Here is a 16,652-nt window from a genome sequence, read left to right as displayed (position 1 = left end):
AATCAAATCACAAACGCTTCTGTCACGCGGCGTCCACCGCGACGACACCCCGCCGGATCGCCCGCACCGCCTTGGCCGCGGTGGCCGCGACCTCCGCATCGTCGGCGGTGCTGTGGATCTGGTCGAGCAGGTCGATGACCTGACGGCACCAGCGCACGAAATCGCCTGCCGACAGCGGCGAACCCTGGTCACCACTGGCGAGCAACGACTCGGCCAACCCGTCGCCGCGGGCCCAGGTGTGGATGCCGGTAACGAATCCGAGGTCCGGCTCCCGGGTGGGCGCGAGCTTGTGCCTGGCTTCGTCGGTCCGCAGTTGCGACCACACCGCGACGGTGGCTCCGACCGCCCGCCGCACCGGCGCCGTCGGGCCGGAGGCGCCTAGATACCCGCCCTCCTGGCGCGATTCGTAGACCAGGATCGACACCACCGCCGCCAGCTCGGCGGGCCCGAGTCCGCGCCACAGCCCTTGGCGCAGGCATTCGGCGACCAGCAGATCGCTTTCGGCGTAGATCCTGGCGAGCCGGCGGCCGTCCGTGGTGACCTCGCCTTCGTGCACGAATCCGCGTTCCTCCAGCAGTCCAAGGATTCGGTCGAAGGTGCGGGCCAGCGAGTTCGTCGTCGCGGCAACCTTCTGGCGCATGGTGTCGGTTTCCCGGGTCAGCCGCGCGTAACGTTCGCCGATGCGGCTGAGCTGTTCGCGGTCGGGCCTGCTGTGCGCGGGATGGGCACGCAGGCTGCGCCGCAATGTGGCCAGCTCCCGATCATCGGCGGCGCGGGCGCGCTGACCGCGGCGCTGCCGTCCAGGAGCGGCGATACCGGTGCTGCGCAATGCCGAGGCCAGATCGCGGCGGGTGCGGGCGGTGCGGTGATCGACTCGGCGCGGCAGCCGCATATGCCCGAGCGCCTGGGCGGGCACCGGGAAATCAGCGACCGAGATCCGTCCCGCCCATTTGTCCTCGGTGAGGACGAGCGGGCGCGGGTCGCCGGGGGTGGCGTCGGGTTCCAAGATCACCGCGAGCCCCGCGCGCCGCCCGGACGGAATCGCGACGACATCACCGCGCCGCAGCGAGGTCAGTGCCGCGACCGAGGCGCCCCTCCGGTCCGTCCTCCCCTGCTGCTCGAGCTGACGTTCCCGCTGTTTGATCCGCTCCCGCAGCGAGAAGTACTCGAAGAAATCGCCCTCAACACCACCGAGCTGTCCGGCGAGTTTGCGCAACTGGTTCTCGTTGCGCTCGATACCGCGTACCAGCCCGACCACCGAGCGGTCGGCCTGGAACTGCGCGAACGACCGTTCCAGCAGCGCACGCGCCTCGTCGGCACCCATCCGGTCGATCAGGTTGATCGACATGTTGTAGCCGGGCCGGAACGAGCTGCGTAGCGGGTAGGTACGGGTGGAGGCCAAACCGGCCACCGCACTGGTATCGACCTCGGGCTGCCACAGCACAACGGCGTGGCCTTCGACGTCGATGCCGCGACGTCCGGCACGGCCGGTGAGCTGGGTGTATTCGCCAGGGGTGAGTTCGGCGTGCGATTCGCCGTTGAACTTGACCAGCCGCTCCAGCACGACGGTGCGTGCGGGCATATTGATGCCGAGGGCGAGGGTCTCGGTGGCGAAGACCGCGCGCACCAGACCGTTGACGAACAGTTCTTCGACGGTGTGCCGGAAGGCGGGCAGCATGCCCGCATGGTGCGCGGCGAGCCCGCGGTGCAGCGCTTCGCGCCATTCCCAGTAACCGAGCACCTCGAGGTCGGCCTTGGGCAGCTCGCCGGTGTGCTTCTCGATGATCGCGTCGACCCGGTCCTGGTCTTGGTCGCGGCTCAGATCCAGCCGCGAGCGCAGGCACTGCGCCAGCGCGCCATCGCAGCCCGCCCGGCTGAAGATGAACGTGATGGCGGGCAGCAGCCCTTCTTCGTCGAGCTTGGCCAGCACCTCGGGGCGAGGCAGCGGACGGAAGTCGCGGCGCCCGCCACCACGGCCGCGCGGACCGCCACCCCAGTTGTTCATTCGGTCGGCGCTCTCGCGGTGGCGGATGTAGCGGACCAGATCTTCGTCGACGAGCACCTTCTGCTCGGACGAATTGCTGTCGAACAGGTCGAACATGCGCCGTCCGACCATCACGTGCTGCCACAGCGGGACCGGGCGGGTCTCGTCCACCACGACAGCGGTATCGCCGCGCACGGTCTCCATCCAGGCGCCGAACTCTTCGGCGTTGGACACCGTGGCCGACAGGCTGACCAACCGTACTTCCGGCGGCAGATGCAGGATGACCTCTTCCCACACCGCGCCGCGGAAGCGGTCGGCCAGGTAGTGCACCTCGTCCATGACCACATAGGACAGCGCATGCAGCGCATCAGAGGATGCGTAGAGCATGTTGCGCAGGACTTCGGTGGTCATGACCACGATCGGGGCGGCCGAGTTGATCGACTGGTCACCGGTCAGCAGCCCGACCTTGTCGCGACCGTATCGCGCGGTGAGGTCGGCGTACTTCTGATTGGACAGTGCCTTGATGGGCGTGGTGTAGAAGCATTTGCCGCCGGTGGCCAGCGCCAGGTGCACCGCGAACTCACCGACGACGGTTTTACCCGCGCCGGTGGGGGCGCACACCAGCACACTGTGCCCCTCTTCGAGGGCGCGGCATGCCTGCTGCTGGAAGGGGTCCAACTTGAAGGTCAGATCGGCGGAGAAGCTGTCCAGCTCGCCTGTCAGCGACCGGTTCTGTGTCACCCGTCAGAGAGTATCGGAGTAGTCCGACACCGGCCGCGTGCTTTTCTCCGGGGACGCCACAGGCTCCGCATCGGCGATCGGATCGGCGGATCCGACGGGTTCCGGACCGGACAGACCGGAGGCCTGCTCGTCGTCTAGCTCGCCCCAACCCTCGGTGCGTTCACGACGGGCTCGGCGCGCATCGTTGATCCGCGCGAACTGCACCGCCACCTCGAACAACAGCGTCAGCGCCAAGGCAAGGGCCAGCATGGAGAACGGGTCCTGCGGGGTGACGATCGCCGCGAAAACGAACAGGCCGAAGATGATGCCGCGCCGCCATGCCTTGAGCCGGGCGTAGGTCAGCACGCCGATCAGGTTGAGCCCGATGATCAGCAGCGGTGTCTCGAAACTGACGCCGAAGATCACCAGCAGCTGGATGATGAAGCTGAAGTATTCCGAACCGCTCAACGCGGTGATCTGCACGTTGTCGCCGATGGATAGCAGGAAGCTCAACGCGTGCGCGATCACCACATAGGCCAGGACCGCACCGGTCACGAACAGCACCGAACCGGAGGCGACGAAGCCGATCGCGTATTTGCGTTCCTTGGCGTAGAGGCCGGGGGTGATGAACGCCCAGAGCTGGTACAGCCAGATCGGGCAGGCCAGCACGATGCCCGCGGTCATACCCACCTTCAACCGGAGCATGAACTGCTCGAACGGTGCGGTGGCCAGCAGGCGGCATTCGCCATCCGGAGTCAACGAGGCCCGCGCCTCCGACGGCAATCCACAGTAGGGGCCGCGCAGGATCTCGCCGAGGCTGTCGATGCCGAGGAAGGGATGCGCGTACCAGAGGAACCCGAGCACCGTGGTGACCAGGACCGCGGCGATCGAGATCAGCAGCCGGGTACGCAGCTCCTGGAGATGCTCGACCAACGACATGGTGCCGTCGGGGTTGGTCCTGCGCTTGCTGCGCCGGGGGTCGAACGGAATTCGCATGGTGTGTGTGGTTGCCCTTGTGCTCGCGTGCCCGGACCGCTCACCGCCGACGCCGCGCACAGGCCGGACGCCAACAGCAAGATACCCGGAGTGAGTCCGAACTCACTCCGGTCGGCGCGTTGGTCAGAGCGTTTTCGACTCGGTGCGCGGCTGGTCGGCGGGCGCCGGGTTCGCGGCCTGGCCGGACGGGAGCTGCTGAGCGGGAGCCGCAGGTGCCGCCGAGGAGCCGGCGGAGCTGCCGCCCTCGTTCTGCATCTGGCTGACCTCGCTCTTGAAGATCCGCAGCGATCGGCCGAGGCTGCGGGCCGCGTCGGGCATCCGTTTCGCGCCGAAGAACATCACGAAGACCACCGCGATGATCAGCCAGTGCCAGATGCTCAGACTGCCCATGTTCTACCTCCAAAGACTGTGGTAGCACCGATGCTACCGGACCATGACGTGGGCGAACCCGCCCGTGGGCGCCCGTTGGCCTGGCGTTCAACCACCACGGCGTTGGTCACTCGTTACTCTGGGCGGCCGCTTCCCGCAGTTGCCCGAGCAGCTCCGGCCCGCTCCAGCGACGCTCGTCACCATGCTCGGCGGCCAGGATCAGTTCGATGAGCCGCTGGTTCACCGGTGTCGGCCGTCCGACCATCGCGCCGAGGCTGACGATTTCGCCGCACAGCCAAGAGATTTCGGTGCGGCGACCAGCGGCGAGATCGTCGGCCATCGACGAGCGCGCCATCGGGTCGACCGCCAGCACCTTCCCGGCGACCCGCTCGAACACCGCGTCGGGGACGGTGAGCAACCGGGCCATCAGCGACGGCGGCAGCGCGGTCAGCCGGGCGGGTCGAATTCGCGCGGTGTTCATCACATCGAGCGCTTCGCGCTGGGCCATGGCGAGGCAGCGCCGGTAGTCGCGTTGAGCGAGCTCGGCCCGCAACGGCAGGCCCGACAGCGCGTTGACCGGGTTGTTCAGGTTCAGCAGCAGCTTGGCCCACTGCACCGGCAGCAGACCGGCGTGCCGGTCCAGGGGCAGACCCGCCCGATGGAAATCCTCGGCGAAGCGGTCGAGCGCCGGGTCGTCGTGGACGGCGATGACACCGTCGGTGCCGCGGTGGAAGTGGCCACCGCCGTGCTGGACGACATTGAACATCACCATGCCCGCCAGCACCACGTTGCCGGGCAGCACCGTGCGGATCACGCCGTCGTTGCCGACGCCGTTCTGCAGGCTCAGCACCACGGTCCCGGGCCGGAGTTTGCCGTACAGGCTGTGGGCGGCCTCGCCCGTCGCGCCGGACTTCACCGTGACCAGCACCAGATCGGCGGAATCGGCGTCCTCTGGTTCTGTCGCGACGGCGAATCGGTCGGCGGGCACTGTCTCCGATCCGCCGTCGAGGTCGGTCAGCCGCAGGCCGGAGGCACTGATCTGGTCGAGCAGCGGACGCCTGCCGACGAAGGTCACCTGCGCGCCCGCCGTGGCCAGCTTCCCGCCGACAAAAGTCCCGATACTGCCGGCGCCGAGCACCATGACCCGATTCGTCAAGCCGGTCCTGCCTCCTCGTAACCCACTTCGTCGTAGGCGGCCAGCGCCGCGTTCGACCGTTCGCGCACCGCGGCCACCAGTTCCGGCGGCCCGAGAACAGTCACCCCGGACCCGAAGCCGAGCAGCAGCCGTGCCATCCAGTCCAGCGTCGCGAAGCGCATGGTCGCCTCAAGACTGCCGTCGGCGTGCACGGCCAGCCGCTGGATCGGGTACTGGTCCATCACCCAGCCGTAATCGCCGCGGATCCGTAGACGCGCCAGCGGGAGCGCCGGATCATCCTGGAACAGGTCGAGCGCCGCATCGGCGTCGGCAGCGTCGCTGGGCGGGCGGGCCGGTTCGTCCAGTTCGGTGGCCCCTTCGATCCGGTCGAACCGGAACAGCCGCACGCCTTCGGCTTGGCGGCACCACGCCTGCAGGTAGCTGTTGTTGTCGACGAGCACGATCCGGATCGGGTCGACGATGCGTTCGGACACCACATCGCGGCTGGCCGAGTAGTACACCAGCCGCAACGCGTGCCGGGCCGCGAGCGCCGCGCGCACGGTCGCCACGGCCGGTGCTTCCACGGGGCGAGGCGAACCAGTGGTCTCGGGGGCTGCGCCGGAGATGGCGGATTCGATCTTGGCGATCGCCGAGTGGGCGGCGCTCGGGTCGACCATGCCGGGTGTGTCCACGATCGAGCGCAACGCCACCAGCAGTGCGGTGGCCTCGGTGGAGGTCAGGCGCAGCGGTCTATCGATGCCCGCCGAGAAGGTGACGTCGATGCTCTCTTCGGAGAACGACAAGTCGATCAGATCACCGGGGCCGTAACCGGGCAGACCGCACATCCACAACTGGTTCAGATCGCTCATCAGCTGTTTGGTCGTCACGCCGAGATCGACGGCGGCCTCGGCGGCGCTGATCCCGGGATGGGCCATCAGGTAGGGAACCATGTTCAGCAGCCGCGACAGCCGCACCGACAAACGGCTGCTCATGCTGCCTCCTCCTGGCACTGACCTCTCATGCCGTCACCTCCGTGTGGTCGAAGACCGACCGCAGCCGGGCGACGACATCCTCACGCAGGTCGCGGGGGGCGAGCACCACAGCATCGGGGCCGAGCCCGGTGATCAACCGCGCGATCCAGTCACGGGAGCGGACCGGAACTTCGATGACGGTGCCTGCGCGGCCCCCGATGGTCCTGCTACCGCCAGCGACACCCAGTCGCCGCAGCTCACGGCCGCGGCCCTCGGCCACCCAGACCGTCGCCGTACCCGATACCGGAGCGGTGCCGGTGACTCGGGTGACGATCTCGCGCAGATCGACATCCTCGGGCTTGCGCACGGCATTGCGCGGACCGTACGGGGTGATCTCGTCGCCGATGCGTGAGAGCCGGAAGGTGCGGGTGGCATGACGTTCGCGATCATGGCCGACCAGATACCAACGCCCGTGATGGGTCACCACGCCCCATGGCTCCACATCGCGCATGAGGTAGGGCGCGTTGACGGCCCCGCGATGTTCGAACCGCACCGCTTGTCCGGCGTCGACGGCAGCCAGCAGTTTGCCGAGCACCGGTTCGGATCCGCGGGTCCGCGCGGGCACCGCGGGCACCGAGGCCAGGCCCGCCTCGGTCTCCACGTGGATGCCTGCCGCGCGCAGTTTGAGCAGCGCCCCTTCGGCGGCGGCGGCAAGTTCCGGCGATTCCCACATCTGCACCGCTACGGCGACGGCCGCAGCCTCCGAGCTGGTCAGATCGATATCGGGGAGCTCGTAGGCGTCCCGGTTGATCCGGTAACCCTCGACCGTGGAGAACCGGCTCACCTGCCCCACCTCAAGCGGGATGCCGAGGTCGCGCAGTTCGTTCTTATCGCGTTCGAACATCCGGCTGAACGCTTCGTCGCTGGCCGAGTCCTCGTAGCCCGCGACGCTGTCCCTGATCCGCTCGGCGGTGAGGAACTGCCGGGTCGACAGCAGGGCGATGACCAGATTCATCAACCGCTCGACCTTGGATATCGCCACTCGAACAGGGTAATGCGCCGCGCGGTGTGGTGGTGCGGCGGCGCACGGGTTACCCGTTTGGCAGTGTGGAACAACCACATATTCCCGAACCGAGGAGCCGGCCATGATCATCGCGTTCTCCGTCACCCCGCTGGGCTCCGGCGTGGATGTGGGCCGGGCCGTCGCCGAGGCCGTGCGCGTGGTGCGCGCAAGCGGGCTGCCCAACCGCACCGACGCCATGTTCACCACGATCGAGGGGGAATGGGACGAGGTGATGGCGGTGGTCAAGCAGGCCACGGACGTGATTCTCGAGGTGGCGCCACGATGCAGCCTGGTGTTGAAGGCCGATATCCGGCCGGGCGTCACCGATGCGATGACCTCGAAGGTCGAGACGGTCGAACGTCATCTCGCCGGCGACTGAACGCCGCCGGCGAGCACGCACTACATCGAGGCGATGAGCCGGTCGACCCGCTCGTCGACCGAACGGAACGGGTCCTTGCACAGCACTGTGCGCTGTGCCTGATCGTTGAGCTTCAGATGCACCCAGTCAACGGTGAAATCGCGCCCGGCTTCCTGGGCGGCGGTGATGAAATCGCCGCGCAGTTTGGCGCGCGTGGTCTGCGGGGGCGTTTCCACCGCGGCATCGACCGCATCGTCCTCGGTGACCCGTTTGGCCAGACCCTTGCGCTGCAGCAGGTCGAACACGCCGCGGCCGCGCTTGATGTCGTGGTAGGCCAGGTCCAGCTGAGCGATCTTGGGATCGGACAGCTCCATGTTGTAGCGGTCCTGGTAGCGCTGGAACAACTTGCGCTTGATCACCCAGTCGACCTCGGTGTCGACCTTCGCGAAGTCCTGCGCCTCGACCGCGTCGAGGGTGCGGCCCCACAGGTCGACCACCTGATCGATCTGCGGATCGCGATCGCGGTTGCGCAGGTGCTCGACCGCGCGGGCGTAGTACTCGCGCTGGATCTCGAGAGCACTGGCCTGGCGTCCACCTGCCAGCCGGACCGGACGCTTTCCGGTGAGGTCGTGGCTGACCTCGCGGATGGCGCGGATCGGATTGTCGAGTGCGAAATCGCGGAAGGACACGCCCGCCTCGATCATCTCCAGCACCAGCGACGCCGTGCCGACCTTGAGCATGGTGGTGGTCTCGGACATGTTCGAGTCGCCGACGATCACGTGCAGACGGCGGTACTTCTCGGCGTCGGCGTGCGGTTCGTCGCGAGTGTTGATGATCGGCCGGGACCGGGTGGTCGCCGAGGAGACGCCCTCCCAGATGTGCTCGGCCCGCTGTGACAGGCAGAACGTGGCCGCCTTTGGCGTCTGCAGCACCTTGCCCGCACCACAGATCAGCTGCCTGGTCACCAGGAACGGCAGGAGCACATCGGAGATCCGGGAGAACTCGCCCGCGCGGACCACGAGGAAATTCTCATGGCAGCCGTAGGAGTTGCCCGCCGAGTCGGTGTTGTTCTTGAACAGGTAGATATCCCCGCCGATACCTTCTTCGGCGAGTCGCTGTTCTGCGTCGATGAGCAGTTCCTCGAGAACCCGCTCACCGGCCCGGTCATGGGTGACCAACTGGGCCAGGTTGTCGCATTCTGCGGTGGCATATTCCGGATGCGAGCCGACGTCGAGGTATAACCGGGCGCCGTTGCGGAGGAATACGTTGGAACTGCGACCCCAGGACACCACCCGGCGGAACAGATACCGGGCCACCTCGTCGGGGCTGAGCCTGCGGTGTCCGTGGAAGGTGCACGTCACACCGAATTCGGTCTCGATCCCCATGATTCGTCGCTGCACACTATCGACATTACAGCTATGACCAGCCCCTGCGTGGGGATCGGAGAACCTGTATGTATACGGGTTGGCAACGATTCGGACGGTATTCGTTCGACGGCGAGGCCGCCAGGCGAGAAATTTTTGGCGTGTGGCCGCGCGGCAGCCACACAGCAACTCGGCGTACCGCCGTCGCGCCCGATGGGCGCCGTGTGTCCGGTCCTCGCTCCATTCGTGAGACCGGGCCCTGAGCCGAATTCGGGTCGTATGTGACGGGGTTACTGTCACATACGACCCGAATCAGCTGCTGCTACTTCTCGCCGGCCTCGCTCTCGCCTGCGGCCTCCGCTTGTGCTTCGGCTTCGGCTTCGGTGCCAGCGCCGGCTGCGGACGTATCGAGCAATCGCTCCAATACCGCCGTACCGATCCGCCGGAACGCGCGGCGGGGCCGCGCCTGCTCCAGCGTGGCGACCTCGAGGGAGGCGACGCCGAGCACGCGTTTGTCCTTGTCGCCCTCGGGCAGCCCGGCCTGCAACGCCTTCACCGCGACGCCGATGGCGCCTGCCAGGTCGAGACCGGGTTCGTAGGACGCCTTCAACGCGGTGAGAATGGGCTCGGTGGTGCCGCCCATGACCACGTATTCACGTTCGTCGACGATGGAGCCGTCGAAGGTGATCCGGTACAGCACCGCGCTGCGGTCCTGCTCCGGATAGGCCACCTCGGCGACACAGATCTCGACCTCGAACGGTTTGAGCTGGTCGGTGAAGATCGAGCCGAGCGACTGGGCGTAGGCATTGGCCAGCGCCCGGCCGGTGACATCGCGGCGACCATATTGATAGCCGCGCAGATCGGCCTGCAGGATCCCGCCGCGACGCAGATTCTCGAACTCGTTGTACTTCCCGACGGCCGCGAAGCCGATCCGGTCGTAGAGTTCGCTCACCTTGTGCAGCGTCGCCGAGGGGTTCTCGGCGACGAACACCACGCCCTTGTCGTAGACGAGCACGACGACACTGCGACCCCGGGCGATGCCCTTGCGCGCGAGCTCGGTCTTGTCGCGCATGATCTGCTCGGCCGACGCGTAGTACGGCAGCGTCATTCGCTGGCACTCCTTGCTGTGTCGTGCGGGAGGACCGTCATCGGGCCTCCTGCGCTGCCTCCCGGTCGGCGACGATGCCGCGGGCGATCTCCTCGAGCTTGGCGTCGGTCACCTCGAGCGCACCGTCATCGGTGATGACGATCGCCGTGGGATAGATGCCGCGCACCAGATCGGGGCCGCCGGTGGCGGTGTCGTCGTCGGCGGCGTCGAACAGCGACTCCACCGCGATGCGCAACGCCCGGTCTTCGTCGATCCCCTTGGCGTAGAGCTTCTTCAGCGACGACTTGGCGAAGTTCGAGCCCGAACCCACTGCGGCGTAACCGAATCGCTCCTCGCTCTGCCCGCCGACGACGTCGTAGGAGATGATCCGGCCGACCTTGTCGGGATCGGTCGCCTCCTGGTCGTAGCCGACCAGCACGGGAACCACCGCCAGGCCCTGCAGAGCCGCGGGCAGGTTGTCGCGCACCATCTTCGACAGCTTGTTGGCCTTGCCATCGAAGGTCAGCGGGACCCCTTCGATCTTCTCGTAATGCTCGAGTTCCACCGCGAACAGCCGCACCATCTCCACGGCCATGCCCGCGGTACCCGCGATACCGGCCGCCGAGTAGGTGTCGGTGATGTAGACCTTCTCCATGTCCCGGCTGGCCAGCAGGTTGCCCTGGGTGGCACGCCGGTCGCCCGCGATGAGCACGCCGCCGCGGAAGGTGACCGCGACGATGGTGGTGCCGTGCGGGGCGATATCGCGTGCTCCGCCGCCGGGAATCCCGGCGGCGGAGTTCATCGCAGCGAATCCGTTGCTGGGCAACAGATCGGGTGCGTGCGTGCGCAGATGTTCGGAGAAGGACGACAAGGCGTACCCCGGGTGGAGACGCAAGGGGTCACCTGAGGTCACTGGCCGCCTTTCTGCACGTAGGCGCGGACGAAGTCCTCGGCGTTCTCCTCGAGCACATCATCGATCTCGTCGAGCAGGTCGTCGGTGTCCTCCGCGAGCTTTTCGCGCCGCTCCTGACCGGCGGCGTCGACGCCCTCCGGGCCCTCGTCCTCATCGCCGCCCCCGGCGCGTTTGGTCTGCTCTTGTGCCATGGCAGCCGACCTCCTGTTGTTTCACCACGCCCGGACCCTGGGTGAGCACCGGCCCGGTCGTGCGCAATGTGCGTGCTCGTTCTTCAACACTACCCAGCCGCGCCGACACGTTGTCGGATTCGGTGAGTGTCGTGACCTGGGACCGGCCGGCACACGGGGGCGGTCGGCCGGTCAGACGCCTATGTGGTGAGCTGTTGCACCAGGTCGGCAGCGGTATCGACACCGTCGAGCAGCTTGCCGACGTGTGCCTTGGTGCCGCGGCGCGGTTCCAGCGTCGGGATGCGCACCAACGAGTCACCGCCGAGGTCGAAGATGACCGAATCCCAGCTCGCGGCCGCGATATCGGCGCCGAATCGCCGCAGGCACTCACCGCGGAAGTAGGCCCTGGTGTCGGTGGGTGGGTTGGTCATCGCGTCGAGCACCTGCTGTTCGCTCACCAGACGCTTCATCGAACCGCGCGCGACGAGGCGGTTGTAGAGGCCCTTGTCCAGCCGCACGTCCGAGTACTGCAGATCCATCAGATGCAGTTTCGGCGCAGCCCAGCTCAGCCCCTCACGGTTGCGCATGCCTTCGAGCAGCCGCAGCTTGGCCGGCCAGTCCAGTAGATGCGCGCATTCCATCGGATCGCGCTCGAGCAGGTCGAGCACCATCGCCCAGTTGTCCATGATGTCGGCCACGCGCGGATCGTCGTTGCCTTCGCGATGGAGGAATTTGGCCACCCGCTCGTGATAGAGCCGCTGCAATGCCAGGCCGGTGAGTTCGCGGCCGTCGGCCAGCGCGACGGTGGCCCGCAGCGTGGGGTCGTGACTGATGGTGTGCACGGCGGTGACCGGGCGGGCCAGCTGCATATCCGACAGGTCCTCGCCGGACTCGATCAGATCCAGTACCAGCGCGGTGGTGCCGACCTTCAGATAGGTCGACATCTCGGCCAGGTTGGCATCACCGATGATGACGTGCAGCCTGCGGTACTTGTCGGCGTCGGCATGCGGTTCGTCGCGGGTGTTGATGATGCCGCGCTTGAGCGTGGTCTCCAGGCCGACCTCGACCTCGATGTAGTCCGAGCGCTGCGACAGCTGGAATCCGGCATGATCACCGGACTGGCCGATGCCCACCCGCCCGGACCCGCAGATCACCTGCCGGGAGACGAAGAACGGGGTGAGCCCGACGATGATCGCGTTGAACGGCGTGTCGCGGTTCATCAGATAGTTCTCGTGGGTGCCGTAGGAGGCACCCTTACCGTCGACGTTGTTCTTGTACAGCTGCAACCGGGGCGCGCCGGGCACGCTCGATGCGTGCCGCGCCGCCGCCTCCATCACCCTCTCCCCCGCCTTGTCCCAGATCACCGCGTCCAGCGGATCGGTGACCTCGGGCGCGGAGTATTCGGGGTGGGCGTGGTCGACGTAGAGCCGCGCCCCGTTGGTGAGGATCATGTTCGCCGCGCCCACCTCGTCGGCGTCGATCACCGGCGCGGGACCGTTCATCCGGCTCAGATCGAATCCGCGCGCGTCGCGCAGCGGTGACTCCACCTCGTAGTCCCACCGGGTTCGTTTGGCCCGCGGCACGCCTTCGGCGGCGGCGTAGGCCAGCACCGCCTGGGTGGAGGTGAGGATCGGGTTGGCCGACGGCTCCGTGGGGGTCGAGATGCCGTATTCGACCTCGATTCCGATGATGCGCTGCATGTGCACGAGCGTAGGCGACGCGACCGACTGTCCGGATGTCATACCGATGGTGGTACTTACGGAGGACCCGGCCACGCGTGGTCCCGCGCGATAGTCGGAGCATGACCGAATCGCTCGCCACGACCGCGTCCGCGACGCCGGCCACCCGGCCTCCGCGGCTGGTCGCACTCGATGTGCTGCGCGGGATCGCGATCCTTGGCACCCTCGGCACCAACATCTGGATCCTCACCGACCCGGAGGGGATCATCGGCTATATCAACGGCCTCGGCTCGACGGCCACCGATGGGTGGGGCTGGACCGAACGGGCGCTGCAGCAGTTCGCGCAGGGCAAGTATCTCGGGCTGCTGACCATCATGTTCGGTATCGGCCTGGCGATTCAGCAGGCGTCGGCGCAGCGGGCGGGGCGGCGCTGGCCCGGCAAGTATCCGATCCGGGCCGGCCTGTTGCTGCTGGACGGCCTGCTGAACTTCCTGCTCATCGCCGAATTCGACGTGTTGATGGGATACGCGGTCACGGGACTGGTCGTCGCGTTCATCCTGGCCACCTCGCCGCGTGCGCAGCGGCGCTGGCTGATCGTGCAGGCGAGCATCCATATCGCGATGCTGACGCTGCTTGCGGTCGCCATGGTTGCGGGTGGTCCGGCAGGTGGCGAACAGCGCACGCCGGAACCGCTGGATCCGAATCCCTATGCCGACGGTTCGTTCTGGGATCTCGTGCTGTTCCGGATGGAGAACGTGTTCGCCTTCCGGTTGGAGACGATCATCATCTTCCCGATGTCGATCGCGTTGTTCCTGCTCGGTGCGAAGTTGTTCCGGGCGGGCGTGTTCGCCCCGGAGGGCGCGCGGCTGCGCAAGTGGCTGATGATCGTCGGGTTCGGTGTGGCGGCGCCCGCCGATCTACTGCTCGGACTCGTCGTCGGCGGTGACGCCGTGCTGATCACCCGCTATGGCATCGCACCGTTCGTATCGCTCGGCATCCTCGCGCTGGTAGCGCACTTCTATCTGCACCGCCCGACGACCGGCTTCACCGGCGCACGGCTCACCGAAGTCGGCCGCATGGCGTTGAGCTGCTACATCCTGCAGAACCTGTTCGCCTCGATCATCTGCTACGGCTGGGGCCTCGGCCTGGCCGCGCAGGTCTCCCCCGATGCCAGGGTGCCGTTCACGGTCGCGGTCTATGTGGTCGTCTCGGTCATGATCGTCGGCTTCGCCCACCTGTGGCTGCGCCGCTTCGACCGTGGCCCGGTCGAATGGCTGTGGAACGTCACCTACCGGCGGCTGGCGGGCGAGTAGCACCGGCTCACGCAGAGCGGCGGCTGCGATGGTCGGCGACGTGGACGCGATTCGAGCACCGCGTCGAGCAGAATCGGCGTCGACCGTTGCGCGAGGTGTCGACGTACACGGTGCCGCAGCCGTTGCGAGCGCAGCGGCCGATCCGGGTGGGGTCCGCGCAGAACAGCTCCGCCAAGCCTGCGGCGGTGTAGGCCTTGACCCGCTCGTCCACCGGCGCATCGATCCGCGAGTAATGCAGGTGCGGCGCACGGCCGTCGTGGGTGGAGATGTAGGGCTGACTGGTCGTCTCGGCGAGCAGAGCGTTCAGCAGGTCCACCGACGGCGCAGTGAAGACCTCGTCGAGGCGGTCGATCCAGCGCCGGAGTTCGGCGATCTGCCGGTCATCGAGCGGGGTGAGCGGCTTGTATTCGGCCTCGGCGAGCAGGCCGAGCAGGTCCCGGTCGGGCGGTGCGTTGACCAGTTGGACGGCGAGTTGGGCGGCCGCCCCACCGTAAGGGTTGAAATGCACTAGACCATTACATCAGGCTGGCGACATGATCGCTACCTGCCCTTCCTGCTCCTGGCCGACACCCGACTCCGTGTCCGCCCACGGCGCGGTCCGCTATCTCCGGTGCGTCTGCGGGCAATGGCTCATCTGCGTCGATGGCGCGATCGTCGCGACACCGGGCAGCGGAGGATTCGCGGCCAGGCCGGTTGCGCACGCAGAGTCACCCGTCCGCGCCGAACTCTGAACCCGCCCGTCAGCACATGTTGGTCTCGGAAGTTCCCATCGACCTGTCACCGACACCTGATTCCTCGCGCACAACCTCATCGCAGCCCGGGTATGGTCGTTATCGTGTTCACGCGAGCTCAGTTGACGGTGGGTGCGGTGCTGACCGCCTTGCTGCCCGCGCTCGTATTGCTCACCGCACCCGCCGGTGAACCCGCCACGATCTTCGGCACCGTCGCGGTGGTACTGGTCGCCGCACTGGTAACGGCACCCTCGATGCGATTGGTCCCGGTACCTGTCGGTACCGCCGGACCTCCGCAGGCCGCGCAACGCAGGCGGCGCGGTTCCTATCTGCGCCAGAGCAATCCGGACTCCGCGGGACGCCCGCGACCCCGAGCACCCGGTTACGCGCACGCCTGACGACCGTCCGCGTTCGGGCGGTGCGTCGGCGTTCCCGCTGACCCGTCCCATTCGCGCGCTCGACGCGCGCACCATTCAGTCAGGGGTGCCTCCGGCATGCTCGATTTCATCTACTATCCCGTCTCCGCCGCGCTGTCGTTGTGGCACACCGCGGCCGCCGCCGTCCTCGGATCTGGTTCGCCCGCCTGGATCGCGGCGGTGATCCTGCTCGTGATGACGCTGCGAGCGGCGCTCTTTCCCGTCTTCCTCAACCAATCCCGCAGCCAGGCCGCCATCCGACGCCTGCAACCACAGATCGACGCGATCAGGAAGAAACATCCGGACGATCGGCAGACGCAGGCCACCGAAACTCAGAAGCTCTATCGCGAGCACCACGTCAGTCCGTTCGCGGGTTGCCTGCCACTGCTCGGGCAGGCCTTCGTATTCCTCGGCCTGTTCCACGTGCTGCGATCCTTCGACCGCACCTCTGCGAGCGCACATCTCCCCTTCACCGCGACGTCCTCGCCGATGACAGCCGAACAGAACGCGCTCACTCCGAACTACGCCTTCGATGCCGCCGACGTGCGGTCGTTCCTGGACGCCGACCTGTTCGGAGCCCCACTCTCGGCAACATTGTCCGGTCACCCGAGCCCAGCGGTAGTGGCTGTCGCAGTCACGCTGATGGTGATCGCCGCAGCAGCCACCCATTTCACCGCCCGCGCCTCCCTGTTCCGCCAGGAATCCCCCGGCTTGCCATTTATGCGCACGCTGTCGTTGTGGGTGTTCCCAGCGGCTGCCCTGATCGGCGGCGCGGTGTTGCCGCTCATAGTGCTGCTGTACTTCGTCACCAACAATGCGTGGACCTTCGCTCAGCAGCGCATCGTGTACCGCCGGATCGATCGGGAAGCGGAGCAACGAGATACGGCGAAACCTGTCGCCCCTTCCGATGTTGCTGATGCCCGTACCGGTCCGAGGCCAGGAGCGCGCCCGAACCGTCGCAAACGTTGACATGGGCGGCCGGGAAACCACGCGATAGCGCCGCGAATGTTCGAGCCGACCCCCGATCCCCTGCCGAGCCCGCACACGTACCGCCGAGAAGAAGTACTGGATCAGGTCAGCGGCTGAAAATACATTCGCGGACCGGCGTTCACTTCCGTACCGTATCCCCTGCGAGAGAGCAAGGGGCGCACCGGAATCTCCGGAGCGCGTTCCCCGTGTCGGCTCGATCGTGCCTCTGGTGGCACAGGCTTCTGGTCTGTTGGGTTCGATTCCCTCCATTGGTGTCCCCCACCCGGTCCGCTGCGGCGGTGTGGTCCTGCGGGCTCTCCGGCTGCGGTCGGGGGAAGCCCCCGCCACGTCGTCGGGATCGGGTGGGGCGGCATCCGTTTGCCTGAGGCTGGTGCGGACACGACTCCGGGAGGG

The 16,652-nt window shown here is 67.2% G+C and carries 16 protein-coding genes; 4 read left to right on the top strand and 12 right to left on the bottom strand.

Going from position 1 to position 16,652, the window contains the following annotated elements:
- Positions 1-22 precede the first annotated feature (22 nt).
- The 6 genes from GV792_RS10755 to GV792_RS10730 form a co-directional block, all read right to left on the bottom strand.
- The gene (locus GV792_RS10755) at positions 23-2,725 is read right to left on the bottom strand and encodes a DEAD/DEAH box helicase (protein ID WP_163823909.1); all 2,703 of its coding nucleotides are present in this window, start codon (positions 2,723-2,725) and stop codon (positions 23-25) included.
- 3 nt (positions 2,726-2,728) lie between these two features.
- Positions 2,729-3,700, bottom strand: a complete 972-nt coding sequence (gene tatC, locus GV792_RS10750) for a twin-arginine translocase subunit TatC (RefSeq protein ID WP_163823908.1) — start codon at positions 3,698-3,700, stop codon at positions 2,729-2,731.
- Between the two features lie 123 nt (positions 3,701-3,823).
- The gene (tatA, locus tag GV792_RS10745) at positions 3,824-4,090 is read right to left on the bottom strand and encodes a Sec-independent protein translocase subunit TatA (protein WP_163823907.1); all 267 of its coding nucleotides are present in this window, start codon (positions 4,088-4,090) and stop codon (positions 3,824-3,826) included.
- A 106-nt stretch (positions 4,091-4,196) separates the two neighbouring features.
- Positions 4,197-5,225 (bottom strand): 2-dehydropantoate 2-reductase, encoded by a 1,029-nt coding sequence (locus GV792_RS10740; RefSeq protein ID WP_256670342.1) that lies wholly within the window; start codon positions 5,223-5,225, stop codon positions 4,197-4,199.
- Positions 5,222-6,196: a helix-turn-helix transcriptional regulator gene (locus GV792_RS10735; RefSeq protein WP_163823906.1), complete on the bottom strand. Its 975-nt coding sequence runs from the start codon at positions 6,194-6,196 to the stop codon at positions 5,222-5,224. Before GV792_RS10735 ends, GV792_RS10740 begins: the two co-directional genes overlap by 4 nt.
- Positions 6,197-6,221: 25 nt before the next feature.
- Positions 6,222-7,217: a helix-turn-helix transcriptional regulator gene (locus GV792_RS10730; protein ID WP_163823905.1), complete on the bottom strand. Its 996-nt coding sequence runs from the start codon at positions 7,215-7,217 to the stop codon at positions 6,222-6,224.
- 103 nt (positions 7,218-7,320) lie between these two features.
- Between GV792_RS10730 and GV792_RS10725 the strand changes: the two genes are divergently transcribed.
- On the top strand, positions 7,321-7,617 hold the full coding sequence (locus tag GV792_RS10725) for an MTH1187 family thiamine-binding protein (RefSeq protein WP_163823904.1): 297 nt from the start codon (positions 7,321-7,323) through the stop codon (positions 7,615-7,617).
- Between the two features lie 20 nt (positions 7,618-7,637).
- Here the strand turns inward: GV792_RS10725 and pafA are convergent, their stop codons facing one another.
- The 5 genes from pafA to dop form a co-directional block, all read right to left on the bottom strand.
- Positions 7,638-8,996: a Pup--protein ligase gene (pafA, locus tag GV792_RS10720; protein ID WP_309138619.1), complete on the bottom strand. Its 1,359-nt coding sequence runs from the start codon at positions 8,994-8,996 to the stop codon at positions 7,638-7,640.
- Positions 8,997-9,282: 286 nt separating this feature from the next.
- Entirely contained in the window at positions 9,283-10,068 is a 786-nt protein-coding gene (gene prcA, locus GV792_RS10715; protein ID WP_163823903.1) for a proteasome subunit alpha, read from the bottom strand.
- Positions 10,069-10,105: 37 nt separating this feature from the next.
- Positions 10,106-10,960: a proteasome subunit beta gene (gene prcB / locus GV792_RS10710; protein ID WP_163823902.1), complete on the bottom strand. Its 855-nt coding sequence runs from the start codon at positions 10,958-10,960 to the stop codon at positions 10,106-10,108.
- Positions 10,957-11,151, bottom strand: coding sequence for a ubiquitin-like protein Pup (locus tag GV792_RS10705; RefSeq protein ID WP_014351559.1), 195 nt, complete (start codon positions 11,149-11,151; stop codon positions 10,957-10,959). The genes prcB and GV792_RS10705 overlap by 4 nt, the downstream gene beginning before the upstream one ends.
- A gap of 179 nt (positions 11,152-11,330) precedes the next feature.
- Complete coding sequence (gene dop, locus GV792_RS10700) at positions 11,331-12,830, bottom strand: depupylase/deamidase Dop (protein ID WP_163823901.1); 1,500 nt, start codon at positions 12,828-12,830, stop codon at positions 11,331-11,333.
- Between the two features lie 101 nt (positions 12,831-12,931).
- On the opposite strand from dop, the gene GV792_RS10695 reads away from it, so the two are divergent.
- Positions 12,932-14,122: a DUF418 domain-containing protein gene (locus tag GV792_RS10695; RefSeq protein ID WP_163823900.1), complete on the top strand. Its 1,191-nt coding sequence runs from the start codon at positions 12,932-12,934 to the stop codon at positions 14,120-14,122.
- A 7-nt stretch (positions 14,123-14,129) separates the two neighbouring features.
- Here the strand turns inward: GV792_RS10695 and GV792_RS10690 are convergent, their stop codons facing one another.
- Positions 14,130-14,630 (bottom strand): CGNR zinc finger domain-containing protein, encoded by a 501-nt coding sequence (locus GV792_RS10690; RefSeq protein WP_163823899.1) that lies wholly within the window; start codon positions 14,628-14,630, stop codon positions 14,130-14,132.
- A gap of 327 nt (positions 14,631-14,957) precedes the next feature.
- Here GV792_RS10690 and GV792_RS10685 point away from each other — a divergent pair, with 327 nt between their 5' ends.
- Positions 14,958-15,251, top strand: a complete 294-nt coding sequence (locus GV792_RS10685) for a DUF6412 domain-containing protein (RefSeq protein WP_163823898.1) — start codon at positions 14,958-14,960, stop codon at positions 15,249-15,251.
- A 96-nt stretch (positions 15,252-15,347) separates the two neighbouring features.
- A complete protein-coding gene (gene yidC, locus GV792_RS10680; RefSeq protein ID WP_163823897.1) occupies positions 15,348-16,238 on the top strand; it encodes a membrane protein insertase YidC in 891 nt (296 codons plus the stop codon).
- Positions 16,239-16,652: the final 414 nt, after the last annotated feature.

It is taken from the genome of Nocardia cyriacigeorgica (assembly GCF_010868145.1).
Lineage (GTDB): Bacteria > Actinomycetota > Actinomycetes > Mycobacteriales > Mycobacteriaceae > Nocardia > Nocardia cyriacigeorgica_D.
Note: the sequence above shows the minus strand (reverse complement) of the source record. Positions and strands in the feature narration are given on the sequence as shown.